The following is a 24,238-nucleotide window of genomic DNA, read 5'->3' as shown; positions in this document are numbered from 1 at the left end:
CTGCCATGACCACGCTCTCTGTCGTACGGGCGCGGAAGCGGGGCCCCGGCGCCGCCCGCAACCCACACCGGCCCTACCGCAAGGCCCTGGCCACCACGCGCGGCCGGATCGGCCTCGCTCTCGCCCTGCTGGTGGCCCTTGCCGGACTACTCGCGCCCCTGCTCAGCTCGCACGCCCCGACCGCCCAGAGCGGCGAGGCGCTCCTCGCACCGGGCAGCCCCGGACATCTCCTGGGCACCGACGACCTGGGCCGCGACCTGCTGAGCCGGGTGCTGTACGGCATCCGCACCGACCTGGAGGTCATCGCGCTCGCGGTGCCGCTGGGCGCGCTCCTGGGATGTGCGTTCGCGCTGCTCGCCGCGGTGCACCCGGTGCTGGACACGGTGGTGCAACGGGTCTTCGACCTGGTGCTGGCCTTCCCGGGGCTGATCCTGGCGCTCGCCATCACGGCCGTGCTCGGTCCGGGCCGCCTGCCGGTGGTGGTCGTGATCGCGCTGGCCGAAATCCCCGTCTTCGGGCGGCAGTTGCGTGCCGGGATCCTCGTCCAGCGCGAGCGCGAGTACGCCGTCGCCGCGCGGGTCGGCGGTACGGGCCGGGCCCGGCTGCTGCTGCGGCACATCCTGCCCAACTGCGCCGACCCGCTGGTCGTGCAGCTCGCCGTCTCGTTCACCGTCGCCGTCTTCCTGGAGGGCGCCATGAGCTTCCTGGGGGTCGGCATCCGCCCGCCCGAGCCCACGCTCGGCAACATGCTCAGCCAGGCGCTTCCCTACCTGGCCCAGGCACCTCACTTCGCCGCCGGTCCGCTGCTCGTCGTCACGTTACTCGTCCTCGGTTTCTCGCTGCTGTCCGAGGCCCTGAACCGGGAGATACGCCGATGACATCCAGTACGCCCACGACTTCCCCTACGCCGACGGCTTCCCCGTCACAGGACGCTCTGCTGGACGTACGAGGTCTGAGCGTCGACTTCGGCGCTCCGGACGGGGCCTCCGTCCATGCCGTACGCGACGTCGGCTTCACCCTGCGACGCGGCGAGACCCTGGCCGTGGTCGGCGAGTCCGGCTCCGGGAAGTCCACCACCGCGCTGGCGTTGACGCGGATGCTGCCGGACACCGGCCGGATCACCGCAGGTTCCGTGCGCCTCGGCGACACCGAGCTGACCGGCGCGAGCGAGGAGGAACTGCGCGCGGTGCGCGGTGCCCGGATCGGGATGATCTTCCAGGACCCGATGACCTCGCTCAATCCCGTCCTCTCCATCCGCACGCATCTGGACGAGGTGCTGCGCGCCCACGGCCACGGCGACCGCGCCGCCCGCCGGGCGCGCGCCGAGGAACTGCTGGGCCTGGTGGGCATCCCGGACCCGCGACGCCGACTGGACGACCACCCGCACCAGTTCTCCGGAGGCCAGCGCCAGCGCATCCTCATCGCCATGGCCCTGGCCAACGAACCGGAGGTGCTGGTGGCGGACGAGCCGACCACCGCGCTGGACGCCACCGTGCAGGAACAGATCCTGCGCCTGCTGACCAGGCTCAACGAGGAGACCGGCACGGCACTCGTCCTCATTACCCACAACATGGGTGTCGTCGCCCGCACCTGCGCACGCCTGCTCGTGATGTACGGCGGAACGGTCGTCGAGGACGGCCCCACTGCCGAGGTCCTCACCCGCCCCCGCCACCCGTACACCGCGGGACTCCTGGCCGCCGTACCCCGGCTGTCCTCGCCCTCCGGCACCCGCCTCTCCGGGATCCCCGGCTCACCACCCGACCTGTCGCTGCCGCTCACCGGCTGCGCGTTCGCGGCGCGCTGCGCGTCGGCCGACGAGCGGTGCGGAAGCAAGTCGCCTTTGCTCGAGTCGCCCGAGTTGGAGTCACCTTTGCTGGAGGCGACATCGCAAGCCGGGCATCACGTGGCGTGCTGGCACCCGGGCACGGCGGCTTCCACCGTTGCCGTTGCCGCGCCACCCGTACGGTCCAGGTACCGCAATCCGGCCGAACTGGCCCGTCGCGAGGCCGAGTTGGAGGTGCGGCTCGAGGTCGAGGGGGAGCCGGAGGACCAACTCCCGGCCGGCGACGCACCACTGCTGGAGACTTCCGCCCTGCGCAAGGAGTTCCGGGGACGCGGCCGGGTCGGCCGGCGCAATCGGCTCGTCGCCGTCGACGACGTCTCGCTCCGCCTGCACCAGGGAGAAACCCTCGGCCTCGTCGGCGAGTCCGGCTCCGGCAAGTCCACCCTGGCCCGCCTGCTCACCCACGCCCACCCGGCCGACGGCGGCACGATCCGACTGCGCGGCCAGGACGTCACCCGCCCCTCCCGTACGGCCCTGCGGACGCTGCGCCGCCAGGTGCAGATGGTCTTCCAGGACCCGTACGCCTCCCTCAACCCGCGGATGACGGTGGGCGACATCGTCGGCGAGCCCATCCTCGTCCACGGTCTGCACCCGGACCGCGCGGCACGCGAGGCCCGCGTCGCCGAGCTCCTGGAGCTCGTCGGCCTGGACCCGGCGGCCGTGGACCGCCTCCCGCGCGCCTTCTCCGGCGGCCAGCGCCAGCGCATCGGCATCGCCCGCGCCCTCGCCCCGGAACCCTCCCTGCTGATCTGCGACGAGCCGGTCTCGGCCCTCGACGTCTCGGTCCAGGCCCAGATCGTCAACCTGCTGTCCGATCTGCAGCACGACCTCGGCCTCGCTCTGCTCTTCATCGCCCATGACCTGGCGGTCGTACGGCAGGTCAGTCACCGCATCGCGGTCATGCACCGGGGGCGGATCGTCGAGACCGGCCCCGTGGACGAGGTGTGCGAGTCCCCTCAGCACCCCTACACGCAAAACCTCCTGTCGGCGGTACCCGATCCCGTCCCGGCCTCGGCCCTGGGAGTGCCCGCCGCATGACCGACCCCGAGGAACGCAACCCCATGACCGACAGCACCGCTTCCAGCTCCGGCCCCACCCGTCGCGACCCGTACGAGGGCTTCCCCGGCCGTATCGGCCGCACCTTCGCCGAGTCGCGGCCTGCCTGGCCCCAGCAGCGCACAGCCCCCGCCGGGGCTCCGAACATCGTGCTCGTCTATGTCGACGACATGGGCTACAGCGATATCGGCCCGTTCGGCGCGGAGGTCTCGACCCCGGTGCTCGACGGACTCGCCGAGCAGGGGTTCCGCCTGACGAACTACCACACGACGCCGCTCTGTTCCCCCTCCCGCGCCGCGCTGATGACCGGCTGCAACCCGCACCGGGTCGGCTATGCGATGGTCGCCAACGCCGATCCGGGCTTCCCGGGTTACGGGATGGAGATCGCCCACGACATCCCCACGCTGGCCGAGACGCTGCGCGACTCCGGGTACGCGACGTACGCGGTCGGCAAGTGGCATCTGGCCCGCGACGCGTCGTCCAGCGCGGCGGCCGATCGTGCCAACTGGCCGCTGCAGAAGGGCTTCGACCAGTACTACGGCGTCCTGGAAGGACTGACCAACCTGTTCCACCCGCACCAACTGGTCCGGGACAACACACCGTTGGACATCGACGAGTTCCCGGAGGGCTACTACTACACCGACGACATCACCGACCAGGCCGTGTCCATGGTGAAGTCGCTGCGCGCCCACGACCCGGACAAGCCCTTCTTCCTCTACCTCGCCCACAACGCCGTCCACGCCCCGCTCCAGGCGAAACCGGAGGACATCGCACGCCACCGGGGCCGCTACGACGGCGGCTGGGACGAACTGCGCCAGGCCCGCTTCACGAAGCAGAAGGAGGACGGCCTCTTCCCTCAGGACACCGAACTACCCGCCCGCAATTCCGAAGACGGCTTGGACGTGGCCGCATGGGACGATCTCCCCCCGGACGAACAGCAGCTGTACGCCCGCTACATGGAGGTGTACGCGGCGATGGTCGACAACGTCGACCAGAACCTGGGGCGTCTGCTGAACACCCTTCAGGCGCTGGGCGAGTTGGACAACACCATCGTCGTCTTCACCTCGGACAACGGCGGCAGCGGCGAGGGCGGCGCCGAAGGCAGCCGCAGCTACTTCAGCCGCTTCGCCCACCATCCGCGGCTTCCGGAGGACTGGCCGGCGGACGTGGCGCGCGACCCGGAGCTGATCGGCGGTCCGCGCAGCCTGGTGCACTATCCGCGCGGCTGGGCCATGGCCTCGAACACGCCGTTCCGGCTCTACAAGCGTCACACGTACGCGGGCGGGGTGCGGGTGCCGCTCCTGGTCACCTGGCCGCGGGGCCTGCGCCGCTCCCCCGCGGACGACGGTATCCGCCACCAGTACCAGTACGTCACCGACATCGCGCCAACGCTGCTGGAACTGGCGGGAGTTGAGCGGGCGGGCGACGGCATCCAGGAACAGGACGGCACCAGCTTCGCCCCCGTACTCGCCGACCCCGCGGCCGACAGCACCCACCCCGAGCAGTACTGCGAGATGACCGGCAACCGCAGCTACTACCGCGACGGCCGCAAACTCGTCACCCTGCATCGTCTGGGAGCCCCGTACGACGACTCCGAATGGGCGCTGTACGACATCCGCACCGACCCCACCGAGATCCACGACCTGACCGCCCAACAGCCCAAGCTGGTCAAGGAGTTGGCCGCGGCCTGGGAGGAGGCCGCGTGGCGCAACGGCGTCTTCCCGCTCCCCGACGCCTCCGGTGCCCTCGCCCTGCGCGGACCCGCCGAGGAGAAGCTGGCCCGCCCGGTCACGCTCCTGCCCGGAACACCCGAGCTGGAGCGCTACCGCTCCTCCCGGCTCATCGCCTTCCGCTCCTTCACGGTCACGGTGGAGCTGGAGTCGTACGAGGAGGGCGACAGCGGCGTCCTGGTGTCCCACGGCGACCAGGGCGGCGGCTACAGCCTGTACGTCGAAGGCGGCCGTCTGCGCTTCGCGTACAACGAGTACGGAGCACTGCACGAGACGGACGCGGGCCCTCTGGCTCCCGGCACCCGCACGATCGTCCTCACCGCCACCGCCGAGCGGCATCTGCGCTGGCGCTTCGCCCTCACGGTCGACGGGGCCGAGTGCGCCGCGCCTGAACCAGTCCACCAGCTGATCGGGATGGCGCCGTTCCAGGGCATCAGTGTGGGCGTGGACCGCAAGTCGCCGGTCTCCTGGCCGGTGTACGAGCGCCACGGCGTCTTCCGCTACACCGGGGCCCTACGCTCCGTCACCTACCGTCCGGGCTCCCCCGGACCGGACTCGCCTGCGGCGGTGGCCCGGGCGCTGCGCGAAGCAGCGGCAGCGTTCGAATAGCTGGTGGCCAGGGGTTGACTAGGGATTCGTCCAGGCCCCGGGGTCCTCGGCAAGGCCCACGACCTCCTCGGGCAGCTTGGCCGCGGCCACATCTGCCAGGGTGACCTCGCCGAGGATCTTCCGGACGTTGGCGCGTACCGCGATCCACAGCGGCAGCAGGGATTCCGCGGGGCCGGAGTAGGAGAGCTCGGGCGGGCGCACGCCCCGTACCGACACCAGCGGTCCGTCCGCCACCCGGATCACGTCCGCGATGGCGATCGAGTCCGCCGGGCGGGCCAGCCGGTAGCCGCCTTTCCCGCCCCGCTGGCTGACCACAAGCCCGCCTCGGCGCAGGTCGCCCAGAATGCCCTCCAGGAACTTGTGCGGGATGCCCTGCGCCAGGGCGATCGCCTCGGCCTTGACCGACGTGTCCTCACCTGCCGCAGCCAGCTCCAACGCCGCCCGTACCGCATAGTCCGCCTTCGCCGAGATCCGCATGCCGCGATTATCCGCCACTACTGCGTATGACGGTCGCCGGTCACCGGTCACCGGATCGGCACGTGGTCGGGAGTCCGATCCACTTTCTCGATCTCCACAGCCTGATCCACGTAGGCTCAACACCGTTGGTGGACAGGGAGATTGACGGCAATCTGGGAAGCAGGGACATGAGGTACGACGAGCTGATCCGGCCGCTGCCGGAGTTGCTGAAGAAGCACGCCGAGCAATCGGGGGAACGTGTCGCCTTCGCCGACTCCTTACGCAGCGTCACCTACGCCGAGCTGGAACGGCGCACCGGCAGGCTGGCCGCGCATCTCGCCCGGGCAGGCGTCGGCCGCGGCGACCGGGTCGCGATATGTCTGGGCAACTGCGTGGAGATGGTGGAGAGCTGCCTCGCCACCATCAGGGCGGGAGCGATCGGCGTCCCTCTCAATCCCCGGTGCTCCGACACCGAGCTCGCCCATTTCCTCCAGGACAGCGGCGCTTCCGTCGTCGTCACCGACCCCACGCACCTCGCGCAGTTGCACCGCCTGGGTCCCGCGTACCGCCGGCTGCGCGTCCTGCTCACCGGTACGGGACCGGTCCCCGCGGACGCCCCCGACGGCACGGTCCTCTTCCAGAGCGCGGCCGAGGCCGACGAGCCCGGCGAGGCGCCCCGGGACGACCTCGGGCTCGACGATCCGGCCTGGATGCTCTACACCTCCGGCACCACTCACCACCCCAAGGGAGTGGTGTCCACGCAGCGCAGCGCCCTGTGGTCGGTGGCGGCCTGCTACGCCCCGATCTTCGGGCTCTCGTCCGAGGACCGGCTGCTCTGGCCGCTGCCGCTGTTCCACAGCTTCGGCCACTCCCTCGCGATCCTGGGTGTCACCGCCGTCGGTGCGAGCGCCAGGATCGCGGACGAACTCCTTCCGCCCGGCGGTCTGCTGCGAGCACTCGACGCATCGCCGGAGGAACTCGGCGGTCCCTTCACCGTCCTGGCCGGGGTGCCCGCGACGTACCACCAGCTGGTGGCGTCGGCCGGACAGGCTCCTGAGGCCCCGTCCTCCCGACCGGGGTTGCGGACGTGCGTCGTGGCGGGCGCACCGAGTTCCCCGTCGTTGCGCCGGGCGGTCGAGAAGGCGCTGGGGGCGCCGCTGCTCGACGCGTACGGCAGCACCGAGACCTGCGGCATGATCGCGGTGAACCGGCCGGAGGGTCCCCGAGCCGAGGGTTCCTGCGGACCGCCGGTCCCGGGCATGGACGTACGAGTCGTCGACCCGGGCACGGGCAACGATGTCAGGGACGGCGCCGAGGGCGAGATCTGGGTGCGCGGGCCGAGCCTCATGTCCGGGTACCACAACCAGCCGGAGGCGACGGCCGCCGCGCTGAAGGACGGCTGGTATCGCACCGGCGACCTCGGACGCCGCGTCGAGCACGGGCATCTCCTCCTCACCGGCCGGGTCAGCGAACTGATCATCCGCGGTGGCGAGAACATCCACCCCACGGAGATCGAAGAGGTCCTGCTGCGCTGTCCCGGCGTGACCGACGCCGTGGTGGTGGGCATGCCGCATGACGTCCTCGGTGAGGTGCCGGTCGCCTTCCTCGTCCCCGGCCCGGACGGGATCGACCCCCGGCGGGTGCTGGCCGACTGCCGCGCCCGGCTGTCCGACTACAAGGTGCCCGCCCAGATCCACGAGATCGCCGCCGTCCCGCGTACCGCGTCCGGCAAGATCGCCCGTCACGCGGTCGTCCCGGGACTGGCCCGGCCCGCACCAGACGTCCGCTTCGCCCCCGCTTCCCTGACGGCGGCCCCGGTCGACGGATCCCTGCGCGACCGGCTCCTGCCTCTCTCCCGCGAGGCACAGGAACGTGCCCTGCGCGAGACGGTGCTCACCGAGACGGCCGCGGTCTGCGGACGTGCACCGCACGACCGGCTCGACGCGGGCAGCCCTTTCACCGACCTCGGTCTGACCTCCATGGGTGCCGTCACACTGATCGACCGGCTGGGCGAGCGGGCCGGACTGAACCTGCCGACGACGCTGGTCTTCGACCACCCCACACCGGCCGACGTGGCCCGGTACCTGCGGGACACCCTCTTCTCCACGGAGGCCAGGGTCCACGCCCCGGCTCTCCGGGATCCCGGACCGGACGGCGAGGACCCCGTGGTGATCGTCGCCATGGGCTGCCGCTATCCCGGCGACGTCAACTCCCCTGAAGAACTGTGGCAGTTGGTGTCGGAAGGCAAGGACGCGATCTCGGAGTTCCCGGCCGACCGAGGCTGGGATCCGGCCACCCTGCACGACCCCGATCCCGACCGGATCGGCACCACGTACACCCGCAGCGGCGGATTCCTGCACCGGGCCGCGGAGTTCGACGCGGGGCTGTTCGGGATCTCGCCCCGTGAGGCGCTGGCCATGGACCCGCAGCAGCGGCTGCTCCTCGAGACCTCCTGGGAGGTCTGGGAGCGGGCCGGAATCGATCCGGCGTCGCTGAAGGAGAGCGACACGGGGGTGTTCGTCGGCGTGATGTACGGCGACTACTCCGCCCGGTTCACCCGCCCCCACGAACTGGAGGCGCATCTGGGCCTGGGCTCGGCCGGCAGCGTGGCCTCCGGCCGGATCTCGTACGCGTACGGCTTGCGTGGTCCCGCGATCACGGTCGACACCGCGTGCTCCTCCTCCCTGGTGGCGCTGCACTGGGCGGCCAGGGCGCTGCGTTCGGGCGAGTGTTCACTGGCCCTGGCCGGCGGAGTCACCGTGATGTCGACGCCGAGGCCGTTCCTGGCGTTCAGCAGGCAGCGCGGCCTCTCCCCGGACGGCCGCTGCAAGTCGTTCTCGTCGTCGGCGGACGGTACCGCCTGGGGCGAAGGCGTGGGACTGGTGCTGCTGGAGCGGCTGTCCGACGCCCGGCGCAACGGTCACCCGGTGCTGGCCGTGCTGCGCGGTTCCGCGGTCAACTCCGACGGCGCGTCCAACGGACTGACGGCGCCCAACGGGCAGGCACAGCAGCGGCTGATCAGGCAGGCGCTGGCCGATGCCGGGCTCCGCACGGACGACGTGGACGCGGTGGAGGCCCATGGCACTGGCACCACGCTGGGTGACCCCCTCGAAGCGCAGGCGCTGCTGGCCACGTACGGCCAGGGACGAACCGAGGAGCAGCCGCCGCTGTGGCTGGGATCGGTCAAGTCCAACCTCGGGCACACCCAGGCGGCAGCGGGCGTCGCCGGGGTCATCAAGATGGTGCAGGCCATGCGACACGGGGAGTTGCCCCGAACACTGCATGTGGAGGAGCCCACGCCCCATGCGGACTGGTCCTCCGGCCGGGTGGAACTGCTGACCACGGCCCGGCCGTGGCCATCGGCGGACCGGCAGCGGCGCGCCGGTGTCTCGGCCTTCGGGATCGGCGGGACCAACGCGCACGTGATCCTGGAGGAGCCCCCGCCGTCACCCGGCGGACCGGTCTCCGAGAAGGAGATGCCGCACCAGGGTGAAGCACCGTACGAGGGGGAAATGCCGCACGACAGTGACGTGCCGTATGACGGTGCGGCGCCCTGGCTGGTCTCCGGAGCCGACGAAGCAGCCCTGCGCGCTCAGGCGCGACGACTGGCAGCCGCGGTGGAGACCCGGCCGGAACTGTCCTGCGCCGACATCGGGTTCACGCTGGCCGCGTCACGGTCGGCATTGCCCCATCGGGCGACGGTGCCGGCCGGGGACCGGACGCGGATGCTTCAGGTGCTGCGGGCACTCGGCGAGGGCACGGATGGCGGCGCGGCGAGCGGCATCGCGGATCCAGGTGTCCGTACGGCGTTCCTGTTCACCGGCCAGGGAGCTCAACGCGCCGGTATGGGGCGGGAGTTGCACACGACGTTCCCCGTCTTCGCCACGGCCTTCGACGACGTGTGCCGGGAGCTGGACGACCATCTCGAACGGCCGCTGCGTACGGTGGTGTTCGCCGAACAGGATTCGCCCGAGGCCGCCCTGCTCGACCGTACGGACTTCACTCAGGCCGCTCTGTTCGCCTTCGAGGTCGCCCTGTTCCGGCTGCTGGACTCCTGGGGGATGCGGGCCGACTTCCTGGCCGGGCATTCCGTGGGGGAACTGGCGGCTGCCCACGTCGCCGGAGTCCTGGACCTGGCCGACGCCGCGGCGCTCGTCGCGGCCCGCGGGCGGCTGATGCAGGCGTTGCCCGAGGGCGGGGCGATGGTCGCCCTGCACGTGGCCGAGGAGGAGGTCCTGCCCGCGCTGGCGGAGGTCGGGGACCAGGTGGCGGTCGCCTCCGTGAACGGGCCGGAGTCGGTGGTGATCTCCGGCGCGCGGGATGCGGTGCTCACCGTCGCGGCCGGGTTCGAGGCGCGCGGCCGCAGGACCGTACGCCTGCGCGTCGGCCACGCCTTCCACTCGCCCCTGGTGGAGCCGATGCTCGACGAGTTCCGCCGGGTCGCAGAAGGGCTGACCTTCCGGCCGCCGCGGATCCCGGTGGTCTCCGCCGTGACGGGCCGGCAGGCGGACGCCGAGGAACTGTGCTCCCCCGAGTACTGGGTACGGCACGCCCGCCTGCCGGTGCGGTTCGCCGACGCCGTGCGGTGCCTCGACGACGAGGGGGTTTCCGCCTGTCTGGAGCTCGGGCCCGGTCCTGTGCTCACGGCGATGGCCGAGGAGTGCCTGACCGCCACGGACGGCGGTGTCGCCGGAGAGTGCGCCCCGGCCACACGGGACGGTGAGCGGGAAACGGAGACGCTGCTTTCCGCCGTGGCCCGACTGCACGTACGCGGAGTGAAGGTCGACTGGCCGACGGTGTACGCGGACATCGGGGCGCGCCGGGTGGACCTGCCGACGTACGCCTTCCAGCGGCAGCGGTACTGGCTGGACGTACCGCGCACCCCTGGGACAGCGGCCGACGCCCAGCTGCTGGGCCCGGCATTCGCGGTACCGGGCACCGACCGGACCGTGCTCTCCGGGCTGCTCTCCACCGCGAACCATCCCTGGCTCGCCGACCATGTGATCGCCGGGACAGTCCTCGTACCTGCGACGGTGTTCGTCGAGATGGCCGTCCGGGCGGGCGACGCGGTGGGCTGCGACGTGCTGGACGAACTCGTGGTCCTGGCACCGCTCGTTCTGCCCGCCGCGACGGGGATACGCGTCCAGGTCGTCGTGGGGGCGGCGGACGAATCCGGCCGCCGCCCGGTCGACATCTACTCCCGGCCCGAGGAATCCCCGGCAGAAGGCCCGGAGGCCGACTGGACCCGGCATGTCACCGGGTTGCTGGGCCGGGCAGCGCCCCAGGGGGCGGAGAGCGGGCTGACGACCTGGCCGCCGCAGGGCGCCGCCGAAGTGGACCTCTCCGACGCGTACGACACCCTGGCGGACGGCGGTTTCGCCTACGGGCCGGCCTTCCGGGGCGTACGGACGATATGGCGGCGCGGCGAGGAACTCTTCGCGGAGGTACGGCTCCCCGAGCCGCAGGCGGCGGACGCCCATCGCTTCGGGATGCATCCGGCGCTGCTGGACGCGGCACTGCACAGCGTCCTGCTCGCCGACCCCGAACCCGGTGCGGTCCGGGTGCCGTTCGCGTGGAACGGGGTACGTCTGCACGCCGCCGGAGCCTCGGAGCTGCGCGTGCGAGTCGCCCCGGCCGGGACGGACACGGTCACACTGACGCTGGCCGACCCGGAAGGCCGCCCGGTGGCGCGGGTCGACTCACTCTCGACCCGCGAACTGCCCGTCGAGCAGGGTGACTTGGCGGACGACGCGATACGACGCGCCCTGCTGCGCCCCGACTGGGTCGCCATCGAGCAGCCCACGGACGCGGACAACGAAGTCTGGATGCCCCTTGGCCCGGACGAGCTGAACCTCGGCGAATTCCTCCCCGTCGTCACGGACTCCACGACATCCGAACCGGACGTCGTGGCCGTCACGGCACTCGGCCCGGCGACGGATTCCGATCCACTGTCCGCCGTACACCTCCTGACCGGCAGGGTGCTTCAGGCTCTGCAGAACTGGCAGGACGATCCGCGGACCGCGGGGTCACGGATGGTGGTGGTGACGAGGGGAGCCACCGCGCCGGTGCCGGACCTGGCAGGTGCCGCGGTCTGGGGACTGGTGCGTACGGCGCAGTCGGAACTGCCCGGCCGTGTCGTCCTGGTCGACGTGGACGGCCGGCCCGAATCCCTGCGACTGCTCCCCGAGGCGGTGGCCACCGGCGAACCCCAGCTATCAGTCCGGGCAGGGCGGATGACGGTGCCACGACTGGTCGCGGCGGCAGCGGACACCGGGTACACCGGAAGCGGCTCGTTCGGTCCGGACGGCACCGTACTGATCACCGGGGGCACCGGGGCACTGGGCGCCGAAGTGGCCCGGCACCTGGTCACCGCGCATGGCGTACGGCATCTGCTGCTGACCGGGCGTCGCGGCCCGCAGGCACCCGGAGCCGAGGAACTGCGCACCGTACTGGAGGAGTTGGGGGCCGAGGTCCGGATCGTCGCCTGCGACGCGGCCGACCGCGCCGCGCTGGCCGAGATGATCAAGAGCTGCGAGCCCCCGCTGACCGCCGTGGTGCACGCCGCGGGCGTCCTCGACGACGGCGTACTGGCCGCGCTGACCCCCGAACGGATGGCGGCGGTACTGCGGCCGAAGGCGAACGCGGCCTGGAACCTGCACGAACTGACCCGGGATCTGGACCTGTCGGCGTTCGTCCTGTTCTCCTCGGCGTCGGGCCTGCTGGGCCGGGCCGGCCAGGGCAACTATGCGGCGGCGAACTCCTTCCTGGACGCACTCGCCCGCCATCGCACCGCGCTCGGGCTGCCCGCCGTCTCCCTGGCATGGGGACTGTGGGAAAACGGCGGCGGCATGGCCGCACAGCTCGCGGAGAGCGGACCGCCCTCGACCTCCCGCGACGGGTTCCGGGCACTCTCCACGGCGCAGGGCCTGGCACTGTTCGACGCGGCGCTGGGCGAGGGAGAGCCCGTACTGGCCCCGATCCTGCTGGACCGGACAAACCTCCGGTCCGCCGGAGACCGCCTCCCGCCACTGCTGCGAGGGCTTGTGCGCCCGGTCCGGCCGACGGCAGGCGGATCCGATCCCGGAACCGGCTCCGTACAGCAGGTGGAGGAACCGGGAGCGTGGCGGAAGCTGCTGGCCGGGCTGCCCGCCGGCGAACGGGAGGAGGCGCTCGCGGAGTTGCTGCGCGGTGACGTGGCCGCGGTTCTCGGATACCCCGACGCCGCCGCGCTGCCGGCCGGGAAGACCTTCGCCGACCTGGGTTTCGACTCCCTGACGGCGGTTCAGGTCCGCAATCGACTGAGCATGGCCCTGCAGCTGAGGCTGTCCGCCACCGCGGTGTTCGAGCACCCCACGGCGGAGGGACTGGCCCGGCATCTGCTCGGAATGCTGGACGGTTCGCTGCCCGCGCCGGAGCCGGAGCGGCACACGCACACCCTCTCCTCGCTGTTCCGGAAGGTCAGCGAGAGCGGTCACACGGTGGCGGCGATGCACATGCTGGTCACCGCGTCCTATGCGCTGCCGACGTACGGTGCCGCCGCATGCCGCGATCACGCGCTGCCCCCGATCCGCCGCGCCGACGGAAATCGCGGTTCCGGTAGGCCGACGATCGTCTACTTCCCGGCCTACCACCCCTCGCACCCGTCGGAAGGCGGCGAGTTCCCTCATTTCCACGGCCGTTTCCAGGGCGATCTGGACGTCCTGGAACTCCCGCACCCCGGCATCGGTGCGGGCACCGCGGTGCCGGAGGACCATGCGACGCTGGCTCGCACGCATGCCGAGACGGTGCTGCGGCATGTCGGGGACAAGCCCTTCGTGATCGTGGGAGGGTCCGCGGGCGGCAATGTCGCCCACACGGTGACCAGCCACCTGGAGAGCATCGGCGCCTCTCCCGTCGGCCTCGTTCTGATCGACACGTACCACATCAACGAGGACAACAGCGGCAAGGAGTGGCTGGTCTCCCTGGCCGCTCCCTCAGTCCAGGGCCTCGGCCGGCCCACCCTCGTCGGAGACGACGACGGCGTGCTGGCCGCGATGGGCGCGTACAACCGCATCTTCCTCGGCTGGGAGCCCCAGCCGGTCGACACCCCCACGCTCCTGGTGTGCGCGACGGAGCCCACCCCGGCCATGGCGGCGTCTGCGGACGGGCGGAACGGGAAGTGGCGGGCGTCCTGGCCGTTGCCGCACGACTGCGTGGACGTGCCCGGCGACCACCTGACGATGATGCGCGAGCACGCCGGAACCACGGCGTCGGCCATTCGTACCTGGATCACCTCACGCACGGCGAAAGGAAACCGGTGAGTCTCTCGAAGCACATGGAGAGGAACACGGAGCAGAAGCACACGGAGGAGTACGACGTCATCGTCGTCGGAGGCGGTCCGGCCGGAGCGACGGTCTCGGCAGCCGTCGCCATGCGGGGCCACCGCGTCCTCCTCGTCGAGCAGCACACGTTCCCCAGGTACCAGATCGGGGAGTCGCTGCTCCCCTCCACCGTGCACGGCGTGTGCCGCATCCTGGGCGTCGAGGAGGAGATGGCACGGGCGGGCTTCAAGCTCAAGCGCGGCGGCACCTTCCGCTGGGGACGGAACCGGGACCCGTGGCAGTTCTCCTTCGCGCTGTCGCCCCGGCTGGCCGACCCGACCTCGTTCGCCTACCAGGTCGAACGGTCCCGGTTCGACGCGATCCTCCTGGACAACGCCCGCCGCGTCGGCGTGGACGTACGGGAAGGCTGCCGCGTCACGACCGTGCTCGCCGACGAGGAGCGGGTCCGCGGCGTGAGCTGGACCGGCCCGGACGGCGGGACACGCGAGGCGAGGGCCCGGTACGTCGTGGACGCCTCCGGCAACGGCAGCAGGATCCACACGCACGTCGGCGGGAAGCGGACGTACTCCGACTTCTTCCGGAACATCGCGGTGTTCGGCTACTTCGCCGGCGGCAAGCGCCTGCCGGCGCCGAACGACGGCAACATCTTCTGCGCCGCCTTCGACGAGGGCTGGATCTGGTACATCCCGCTCCGGGACGACCTGACGAGCGTGGGCGCGGTGGTGAGCCGGGAGAACGCGGCGGCGATCCAGCGGGACCCGGCGGCCGCGTGGCGCCGCCTGATCGACTCGTGCACCGAAGTCCGGACCTTCCTCGACGGGGTTCCGCAGGCGACCGAGGCACCGTACGACCAGGTCCGGGTCCGCAGGGACTGGTCGTACTGGAAGTCCCGGCTGTGGAGGCCCGGCATGGTGCTGACCGGTGACGCGGCGTGCTTCGTCGACCCGGTCCTGTCCTCCGGTGTGCACCTCGCCACGTATGGCGCCCTGCTAGCGGCACGGTCGATCAACAGCGTCCTCGCCGGAACCGCCGGAACCGCCGGAACTCTGGACGAGGACCGCTGCTTCGACGAGTTCGAGGCCCGCTATCGCCACGAGTACGGCCGGTTCTACGAGTTCCTGGTCTCCTTCTACGACATGCACCAGGACGAGCGGTCGTACTTCTGGAAGGCACGCAAGGTCACCAATGTCGGCACCACGGAACTGGAGGCGTTCGTCGAGCTGGTGGGCGGCCTGGCGTCCGGCGACACGTCGCTCACCGGTCCCGGACAGGCGGACACCCGCCTGGCGGCGACCTCCTCGGCCCTCGACCAGGCGGTGGGCCGTCTCCCGGACTCCGACGGCCTGCGCAACCCCCTCTTCGAGTCCGCCACGATCCGGCAGGTGTTCCAGGAAGGCGCGGTCCTGCAGGAACGGGGCGTCTTCGGCGGCCCACTGGAGGACGAGGCACCCGTGCGTCCCGGCGGCCTGGTCGCCACAGAGGACGGCCTCGCCTGGGCGGATCCGGTCTCACGGTGATCCCTGCCTTCGTCGCGCTCCATTGCGCGTGCCGTGCAGGGCGAAGGCGGTGTTGACGAGGCCGACGTGACTGAAGGCCTGTGGGGTGTTGCCGAGTTGGCGGTGGGCGACCGGGTCCCACTCCTCCGAGAGCAGGCCGACGTCGTTGCGGGCGTCCAGTACGCGCTCGAACACCTCGTCCGCCTCCTCGCGGCGGCCGGTCGCCACAAGGGCGTCGGCGAGCCACAACGAGCAGACGAGGAAGGCTCCTTCGCCGCCACCGTCGGTGTAGCGCCACAGGAAGCCATGGTCGCCGAGCGTGCGGTCCACGGCCGACAGCGTGCCGAGGACTCGGGGGTCGTCCGGGGGCAGGAAGCCGAGCTTGGGCAGCAGCAGTGCGGACGCGTCGATGCGGCGGGAGCCGTACGACTGCACGAAGCTGTGCTGTTCGGCGTCCCAGCCGTCGCGACACACCTCGTCATGGATCGCCTGGCGCATCATCCGCCAGCGCTCCGCCGAACCCCGCAGTCCCGCGATCCGCGCCATCCGCAGCGCCCGGTCCGCGGCGACCCACGACATGATCCGGGAGTGCACGAAGTGCCGTGGCGGGCCGCGTACTTCCCAGAGTCCCACGTCGGGTTCCTGCCAGTGCTGCTCCAGATGGTCCATGAGCGAACGGACGACGCGCCACATGTGGTGGTCGACGGGTACGCCCGCGCGCACCGCGGAGTACATGGTGTTCAGCACTTCGCCGTAGACGTCGAGTTGGAGCTGATCGGCAGCTGCGTTGCCGAAGCGGACGGGGCGGGAGCCCTCGTATCCGTCGAGCCAACCGGCCGGTTTTTCGGGCAGCCTCCGCTGGCCCGACACCCCGTACAGCGGTTGGAGGTCGTCGGGTTCGCCGGCCACGGCACGGGCCAGCCAGTTTCGCCAGGCGACGGCCTCGTCGCGGTAGCCGGTGCGCAGGAGGCAGGACAGCATGAAGGTGGAGTCACGGAGCCAGCAGAACCGGTAGTCCCAATTCCGTTCTCCGCCGAGGCGTTCGGGCAGTGAGGTGGTGACGGCGGCCACCATTCCTCCGGTGGGCGCGTAAATCAGTGCCTTGAGGGTGATGAGGGACCGGAGAACAGTTTCCCGCCAAGGTCCTTGATAGGTGCATTTCACTGTCCACTGTTGCCAGAATTCCTGTGTCTCGGCCAGGAGTTCGGTGGTGTCCCCACGCGGATTCGGCGGCAGGTGAGAGGGGCTCCAGTCCAGGACGAATGCCCTTCGCTGTCCGGCCGAGAGTGTGAACTGCGAGCGAATACAGGAATTGCTGACGGAGAAACACGCGTCATCATCGTCGCACAGCGGAAATCTGTCGCATCGCAGAATGACGGAGTCCGGTCCGGCGACCACGGCCACCGTGCGCGGGTCCACGCCCCGACTCCATGGCAGCACACGCCCGTTGAGGAACCGCAGCCGCAGTTCCCCGCGCATCTCGACCCGGCCCGCCAGACCTTCCACCAGGCGTACGACACGGGGAATCCCCCGGCGGGGAGGCATGAAGTCGGTCACGCGCACGACACCGTCCGACGTCTGCCAGACGGTGTCCAGGATCAACGTGTCGCCACGGTAGGCACGGCGGTCACACAGTCGCGAGGCACCTTCGGCCGGGGCGATCCGCCACCGGCCGTTTTCCTCACCGCCGAGAAGTGCGGCGAAACAGGCGGGGGAATCGAAGCGGGGCAGACACATCCAGTCGATCGCCCCGTCCCTGCCGACCAGAGCGGCCGTCTCAAAGTCTCCGATGAGGGCGTAGTCCTCGATTCGCCCTGCCATGACAAGAATTCTAGACGAGACGCGGAAACGGAAACTTAAATTCTTGAAAGGGAGCAGATTCATTGACTGACCCGTGGCGCCGTGTTAAGGGTGGGATAGCAGGGCATTCAGTTCCTTCGACAGGACGTACCGATGTCCCGATTGGCGAGCCGATTTCCGGCACGAGTGGTCTCGCACCCGCTACGGCGTGCGACGGATCGACCTGCTGCCCACGGCTCGCGGCGCCCCGGTTCCCCTTGTGGTGTCCACCCGCTGCGCCGTGCCTCGGACCGCATTGCCTGCGCCCCGGTGCGCCGGACGGCGCCGTGCCGGGCCCGGGCTGCTCGGCGGTCCAGGCGATCGCGTACGGCCTCCTCCCACACGGTCGGCGATCGCAGCGGGAGCGACGCAGGAGACGGAGCGGGCGACCGGGACGCATCATCCGCGGGAGGCTGCCATGGCAGCTGACGCCCGCAGACCCCGCGTACTGCTCCTGACCAGCGGCCCCCTCGACGTCGGGGACGGAGAAGAGGCCGAGCTGGCCCTGAGCCTCGCCCAGACCATGCCGGAAGTGGACCACTTCTGGTTCAAGCGCGGGCGGAACGGGCCGGCCGCCGCCTGGCGCGGACGCTCGGTGCCGAGGGTGGCTCGGAACGGCGCTCCCGGTCTGCCGGAACGACTCCAAGTGGCGGCGGTCGGCGCCCGGTTGGCGCGGCGGGCCGATCTCGTGCACGCCGTGCTGACCATCGGTCCCGGCTTCCCCGCGTTCTCCAGGCTGTGGCCCCCGCTGATCCACGGAAGGCCGGTCCTGCACACCGTCTCCGGCGTCTCGGACCGGGCCCTGCTCGCGCGGTCCCGGCCGCTCGGCCCCACCGTGGCGCTGTCCGAGGTGACGGCCCGGGCGCTCGGCGCGGCGGGTTTCGGCAAGGTGCCGGTCATCGGTCCCATGATCGAGCCGGACGAGTGGCAGCTGCGGCCCCGGTCGGTCAGGGAACCGCCGATCGTCCTGGCCACAGGCCATCACGACCCGGGCGGTGGAGCGTACGAGGCCATCGGCGCGGCGGCGGTCGCCGCCCGCGCGGGAGCCCGTTTCCAGCTGATCCTCGCTGTCCAGGGCCGCCCCGGACAGCGGGTCGGCCCTCTGGAGCAGGCACTGCGCGCCCGCGCGGTCCAGGAGGGACTGCACGCCGCCGAGGTGCTCGGTGGCGTCGAGGACCTGCCCCGGCTGCTGGCCGTCTCGGACATCGTGCTGCATCTCCCGCGAGCGCTCGGCGGCCGGCCGGATGTGCCCTTCACCGCCCTGAAGGCGCTCGCGACCGGACGTCCCGTCATCCTGAGCGACCTTCCCCAGTTCGCTTCGCTGCAGGACGCCGTCCTGCGTGCTCCCATCGCGGACTCCCACCGGGCCGGCCATCTGCTGCTCCAGCTCCTGGACCGGCCCTGGTGGTGGGAGAAGCTGGCGGAGCGTGGCCGCGCCACGGTCGAGGAGCGCTTCGGTCCCGCGCAGTTCAGGTCGCGGTACTCGGAGCTGTACCGGAACCTCCTACCGCGTCCCTAAGGAGGCCGCAGGCCTCTTAGGGGCGCGGGGCTGTGACATATGCGGCTCCGCCGCGATGGGGGTCCCCCCGCTCGAGCGGAGCCGAGAGTGGGGGAGCGACCAGCCACAACGCACCCGCAGCTTCAATCCGCGAACCCAGCGGAGCGCTTACGCGGCCTCCCGCCGTACGGCCCGCAGCAGCACCATGCCGGTGTCCCCGTAGTCGGGAAGCGTGGGGTCCTTGCGTACGCGCGTGATGCGCAGGCCCTCTGTGTACGGGGCGAAGACGTCGTGCACGGTGTCCGCACCCACCGGGCAGGCCGGCCAGCGTGTCCCGGAGGCGATGCGATAGCTGGGCATGTTCTCCATGAAGGCGGCGACGAGCCGTCCGCCCAGGCGGACGGAGCGGATGAACGCACGGCACAGGGCGGCGAATTCGCCCAGGTCCTCGGTGACGCTTTCGGCCACGAAGTTCATCGACACCAGGTCGTAGGCGCCGTCCGGCAGGGTGCGGGCGCTGCCCGGCACGACCCGTACCCGTGCCAGGGCGTCGGCGAGCCGGGCGGGCAGGGCGGGGTCGAGGTCCCGGCACAGGGTGTAGAAGGCCGCCCAGTGCCGGTCCGGGCCATCGCGCAACTGCCGGGTGAGATAGGCGATGTTGCTCGCTCCGGGCTCGACGGCGTCGATACGGCGGCTGGCCGCGGCGGCCTGCATGAGGGGATAGAGGTTGGGTCCGGCGCCGCACTCCAGGGAACGGTCGACGCTTCCCGGCGCCAGCGTCCGGTACAGGCCGGCGTGGTGCCGGATGACCGCCGCGTCGGAGGGGTGGATCCTGCGGTAGTTCTCGTCGAGGTAGGCGTCCACGGGCCAGCGGTCCCAGTCGGCGTCCGCGTTGCGCCGGTGCGTGGGTGCGCCGGGTGTCCCGCGTCCGCGGGCTCTCGCGGTCATGGCGGGCCCCCGGCCGCGGCGGTCCGCTTCACGGGGAACCACTCGGCCACCGAGGTGAGTACGGCGTTGAGGCGGTCGATCTCGTCATCGGTGTTCCGCGCGGTGATCTGGATCCGGAAACCGGCCTCCGCGCGCGGCACGAGCGGGTAGGCGGCCAGCGTGACGTAGACGCCGTGGTCCCACAGATACTCACCGACGGCTGTGAGATCGGCGCCCTCGTCGAGCGGGATCTCGATGATGGGCAGTCCGTCGGTGTTCGGAGTGGCGAAGCGCAGTCCGCGCACATGGTCCAGCACCCGGGATGCCTTTCGGTGCAGATCGGCCCGGATGGCGTCGCCCCGGCGCTCGTTGACGTCGAGGCCCGCGAGCGCGGTGGCGAGCGAGGCAGTCGGAGAGGGGCCGGAGTAGAGGTAGGGGCCGGCGGCGACCTTCAGGTGCGCCTTGAGGGCGGGCGGCGCGGTGACGAAGGCCAGCAGGGACGAGTACGCCTTGGAGAAGCCGCCGACCAGGACGACGTCGTCGTACGACTCACCGAAGTGCCGCACCACACAGTTGCCGTGCATGCCGTACGGGGAGGTCTCGGCGGCGCCTCGTTCCCCGATCACTCCGAATCCATGGGCGTCGTCGACGTAGAGCAGCGCGCCCTCGCGGCGGCAGATGCGGAGCAACTGCGGGAGATCGGGGAGGTTGCCGGTCATGCTGTTGACGCCGTCGACGCAGACCAGCCTGGGGGCGCCGACGGGGGCCACGCGCAGCAGCCGGGTCAGTTCGTCGGGACGGTTCGCGTGGAAGCGCCGTACCGTCGCTCCCTGTTCCTGGGCCACCAGACAGCCGTCGTACATGGTGCGGTGGGCCCGCGCCTCCACGAAGACATGGCCACCGCCGCTCCGACCGGTCGCGAGCACCGGGATCACCGACGCGTGGATCAGGGTGATCGTCGGGAGGAGAAGCACGTCTGGGGCGCCCAGCAGATCGGCCAGCCGTGCCTCGATCTGCGGATACAGACGGGGGTTGCCGATCAGCCGGGACCAGCTGGGATGGGTGCCCCAGCGACGGACGTGCGGCTCGATGGCGTCCATGATCTCGGGGTCGAGGTCGAAACCCAGGTAGTTGCAGGAGGCGAAGTCGGTCAGCCAGTGGTCGCCGCTGCGGATGCGCCGGCCGCGTACCTCGTCGATCACCGCGTCGCACATCCGGCTGTCTCTGCGCAGCCGCGCGAGTTCCTCCCAGTGCTGCGTCCGACGGGCCGCGGCTGCGGGCTGCCCGGAAGGGCGGCGGCTGCCGCGCGGCACGGACGAGGACTGCCGTCCGGCGAACGGCCGTTCCTGGTTCACCATCAGGAACTGCTGTGCCTCGACCGCCGCCATCGGCCGGGCGAACAGAAAGCCCTGTCCGTAGCGGCAGCCCATGGCCCCGAGCAGATCGCGCTGCCCGTCGTTCTCGATGCCCTCGGCGATCACCTGGAGACCGAGTACGTCGGCGATGCGCACGATTCCCTCGACCAGGGCGACCTGCTGACCGTCGGTGACGATGTCGTCGATGAAGGACTTGTCCACCTTGAGCACGTCGATGGGGAACTCGCGCAGATAGCTGAGCGAGGAGAATCCGGTGCCGAAGTCGTCGATGGCGAGGGAGACCCCGAGCTCCTTCAGGGTGCCCATGGCGGCCCGGATCTGTTCGTCGCGCCGTACGAGCACCGACTCGGTGAGTTCCAGGACCAGCGACCCCGGGGCCAGGCCCGAGCGGTCGAGGACCTGGCGCACCACGTCCACGAACCGGGCGTCCCGGAACTGACGGGCCGACACATTGACGTTGAGACGGAGGGGTTCGGGCCTTGGCCGCAGCTGCTGCCAGCGCGCGACGTCGGTGGCGGCGCGCTCCAGCACCCAGGCGCCGAGCGGCATGATCTGCCCGGTCTCCTCGGCCAGGCTGATGAACTGGTCCGGCGGCACCAGTCCGCGGCTGCTGTGCGGCCAGCGGATCAGAGCCTCGAATCCGACGACGTTGCCGGTGACGATCTCCACGATCGGCTGGTAACGCATGGCGAAGGAATGCCTGGTGATCGCACCGGCCAGAGAGGCCCGCAGTTCGTGGCGTTCGGCCATGCCGGTGTGCAGGTCGGGACGGTAGCGCTGCCACTGCCGCTTGCCCGCGGTCTTGGCCGCGTACAGGGCGAGGTCGGCGTGGCCGAGGAGTTCCTCGGCCTCGTCGCCGGGGTGCGCGATCGCCACGCCGACGCAGGCGGAGACACTGGTGGATCCGCTGACGAGCCGGAACGGGCGGCCCAGGGCCCCTACGATCTGCTCGGCGAGCGCCTCGGCGTCGGCCGGCTCCCTGGCGCCCTCCATGAGGATGGCGAACTCGTCGCCGCCCAGCCGGGCCGCGGTGTCGCTGAGCCGCAGCGCGGCGGTCAGCCGCTGCGCCACTGCGACCAGCAGTTCGTCGCCGACCGAGTGGCCCATCATGTCGTTGACGACCTTGAAGTCGTCGAGGTCGACGAAGAGCACGCCGGTGAGGCCGGCGTCCCGGCGGCCGCGCAGCAGGGCGCGTTCGATGCGCTCCAGCAGCAGGACCCGATTGGGCAGTCCGGTCAGCGAGTCATGGAAGGCCCGGTGGACGAGTTCGCGTTCGAGCTGGCGTTGCTCGGTCACGTCCCGCAGGGTGAGGACGACACCGTGCACGGTCTGCTCGTGACGCAGGTTCCGGCACCGGACCTCGACATCGAGGTGTCCGTCCTCACCTCGTACGACCTGCCAGTCGTCGCGGATGTCCTGGCCGCTGTCCAGGTTGTCCCCGGCCCGGACGCGCTCCAGCGTGTGCAGGGCGCGCTGGTGGTTCCTCGGGGCCACCAGCTGGGCCAGCGGGGTGCTCACGTGCAGGTCACGCCCGAACATCTCGTACGCCGAAGGGCTGGCGTACCGGACGGTGTTGTCGTCGTCGACGATCAGGATGACGTCGGAGGTGTTGTGCACGAGAGTGCGGAAGTACGCCTCGCTCTTACGGCGGTTGATCTCCTCGCTGAGTCCGACCCGGGCCAGCGCCAGCGCGGCCTGCGCGGCCAGCGACTCCGCCGGGCTCGACAGCTCCTGGAGCCTCTTCACGGGGCCGGCCAGCAGCAGCGCGCCGATCAACGGCTCCTGCGCGTCGGTGGCCTCGAGCCGCAGCGGGCACAGGAGCACGGCGGGGGACGGTGCGAGGGCATCGGCGACTTCGGGACCGAGATCGCCGACGTCGATCAGACAGGTCCCCTGGGACAGCAGCTCCGAAGGGCTCTCTCCGGGACGGCCGCCGTCCAGGGACCAGGTGGAGCGTGGTTCCGGGGAGCCCACGGGAAGCAGCGCGGACCGGTCCTGGTCGAAGACCAGAAGCACCGCCGCGTGGGCCGCCTCCTGTCCGAAGAGGGTGGCTGCCGCCGCCCTGACGGCGTCGGCCACTTCCTCGGGACTGACGGCCGCGACCAGTGACACCGCCGCCACGCGCAGACTTCGTTCGCGGGCCACGGCCTTACGGTGTTCGTCGACCAGACCCCACAGCCGGGCCAGCACGAACAGGAACATCACTCCGGAGAAGACCGCGGTGACCGCGACGTCACGGGCACTTCCGCGCAGGGACTGGGCCACCAGCATGACGGGCGCGATCAGCGAGGCACAGGCGAGGGCGGCGAGCCGCCACTTGGCGATCCCGAGCCCGGGCTGCGCCCTCGGCTCGGTCAACCGCACCATGGACGGGTGCAGCGCCGCCAGACCCCAGGCGGTGAAGAAGACCACCCAGCCCAGGTCTATGGGCGTGCCGACCTGCCAGGTGCCCCGCAGCTGGAGTGCTCCGTACAGCACATCGGACACGAGAATGCCGACCGTCCCGACCGCCAGCAGCTGCACCGAGCGTTCGCGAATACCGCCGAAGGTGAGCAGCCCTACGAGCATGGCCAAGATCAGCACATCGCCCAGCGGATAGGCCACCGAGATCGCCCGTTGCAGCCAGGTCTGCCCCTCGACCTGGGCGATCGGGTTGATCAGATGCACCCAGGAGAGGAGCGCAAGGCCCGAGGTGAGGATCAGCGCGTCCAGCAGGCCGGCACGGTCGCGGGCCGGGAAGCGGAAGTGGATGATGCCGAAGATGCCAGCGGCGAGCACCGGATAGGTGGAGAGGTAGAAGACGTCCGCCAGTGAGGGGAAGGGGTTCTCCTCGTTGAAGACGGCTTCGAGGGTGTTGTAGGTGGTGTCTCCCGCGGTGAAGGTGAGGTTGGCTGCGGCCAGCAGGAGCCAGGGCCAGCGGTGGGTGGGACGGTTCCGGTGGACGCCGACGAGGATTGCGGCTACTGAGCCGAGGCCGATGAGGGCCCAGCTTGTGGTGTGGCTGGAGGGGACAGTGAGGTAGACGACGGTGGGGAGGATGACGCAGAGGACGTACGCGATCATTGGGCGGAGGGGGGACTTGCTGCC

At 71.0% G+C, this 24,238-nt stretch carries 10 protein-coding genes; 6 read left to right on the top strand and 4 right to left on the bottom strand.

Annotation, left to right across the window (positions count from 1 at the left end; translation table 11 throughout):
* Window positions 1-5 precede the first annotated feature (5 nt).
* From OP79_RS02805 to OP79_RS02795, 3 genes are read left to right on the top strand one after another with little or no spacing between them, the layout of a single operon-like run.
* Complete coding sequence (locus tag OP79_RS02805; RefSeq protein ID WP_078491578.1) at window positions 6-878, top strand: ABC transporter permease; 873 nt, start codon at window positions 6-8, stop codon at window positions 876-878.
* A complete protein-coding gene (locus tag OP79_RS02800; RefSeq protein ID WP_051744361.1) occupies window positions 875-2,881 on the top strand; it encodes a dipeptide ABC transporter ATP-binding protein in 2,007 nt (668 codons plus the stop codon). The genes OP79_RS02805 and OP79_RS02800 overlap by 4 nt, the downstream gene beginning before the upstream one ends.
* Window positions 2,878-5,238 (top strand): arylsulfatase, encoded by a 2,361-nt coding sequence (locus OP79_RS02795; RefSeq protein WP_245685195.1) that lies wholly within the window; start codon window positions 2,878-2,880, stop codon window positions 5,236-5,238. Before OP79_RS02800 ends, OP79_RS02795 begins: the two co-directional genes overlap by 4 nt.
* Window positions 5,239-5,256: 18 nt before the next feature.
* Here OP79_RS02795 and OP79_RS02790 read toward each other — a convergent pair whose 3' ends face one another.
* Window positions 5,257-5,715, bottom strand: a complete 459-nt coding sequence (locus OP79_RS02790) for an RrF2 family transcriptional regulator (protein ID WP_033318256.1) — start codon at window positions 5,713-5,715, stop codon at window positions 5,257-5,259.
* Between the two features lie 167 nt (window positions 5,716-5,882).
* On the opposite strand from OP79_RS02790, the gene OP79_RS02785 reads away from it, so the two are divergent.
* Both OP79_RS02785 and OP79_RS02780 read left to right on the top strand, forming a co-directional pair.
* Window positions 5,883-13,994, top strand: coding sequence for a type I polyketide synthase (locus tag OP79_RS02785; RefSeq protein ID WP_033318255.1), 8,112 nt, complete (start codon window positions 5,883-5,885; stop codon window positions 13,992-13,994).
* 14 nt (window positions 13,995-14,008) lie between these two features.
* On the top strand, window positions 14,009-15,532 hold the full coding sequence (locus tag OP79_RS02780; RefSeq protein WP_033318414.1) for a tryptophan 7-halogenase: 1,524 nt from the start codon (window positions 14,009-14,011) through the stop codon (window positions 15,530-15,532).
* Here OP79_RS02780 and OP79_RS02775 read toward each other — a convergent pair.
* On the bottom strand, window positions 15,524-17,332 hold the full coding sequence (locus OP79_RS02775) for a glycoside hydrolase family 15 protein (RefSeq protein WP_033318254.1): 1,809 nt from the start codon (window positions 17,330-17,332) through the stop codon (window positions 15,524-15,526). The genes OP79_RS02780 and OP79_RS02775 overlap by 9 nt on opposite strands.
* A 436-nt stretch (window positions 17,333-17,768) precedes the next feature.
* On the opposite strand from OP79_RS02775, the gene OP79_RS02770 reads away from it, so the two are divergent.
* Window positions 17,769-18,869, top strand: coding sequence for a glycosyltransferase (locus tag OP79_RS02770; protein WP_033318253.1), 1,101 nt, complete (start codon window positions 17,769-17,771; stop codon window positions 18,867-18,869).
* Window positions 18,870-19,016: 147 nt separating this feature from the next.
* On the opposite strand, the gene OP79_RS02765 is transcribed toward OP79_RS02770, so the two are convergent.
* Both OP79_RS02765 and OP79_RS02760 read right to left on the bottom strand, forming a co-directional pair.
* The gene (locus OP79_RS02765) at window positions 19,017-19,796 is read right to left on the bottom strand and encodes a class I SAM-dependent methyltransferase (RefSeq protein ID WP_051744360.1); all 780 of its coding nucleotides are present in this window, start codon (window positions 19,794-19,796) and stop codon (window positions 19,017-19,019) included.
* Window positions 19,793-24,214, bottom strand: coding sequence for an aminotransferase class I/II-fold pyridoxal phosphate-dependent enzyme (locus tag OP79_RS02760; protein ID WP_033318252.1), 4,422 nt, complete (start codon window positions 24,212-24,214; stop codon window positions 19,793-19,795). The genes OP79_RS02765 and OP79_RS02760 overlap by 4 nt, the downstream gene beginning before the upstream one ends.
* Window positions 24,215-24,238 lie beyond the last annotated feature (24 nt).

The organism is Streptomyces yerevanensis (genome assembly GCF_000716805.1).
GTDB classification, from domain to species: domain Bacteria; phylum Actinomycetota; class Actinomycetes; order Streptomycetales; family Streptomycetaceae; genus Streptomyces; species Streptomyces flaveus.
This window is presented reverse-complemented; position numbering and strand designations above follow the sequence as displayed.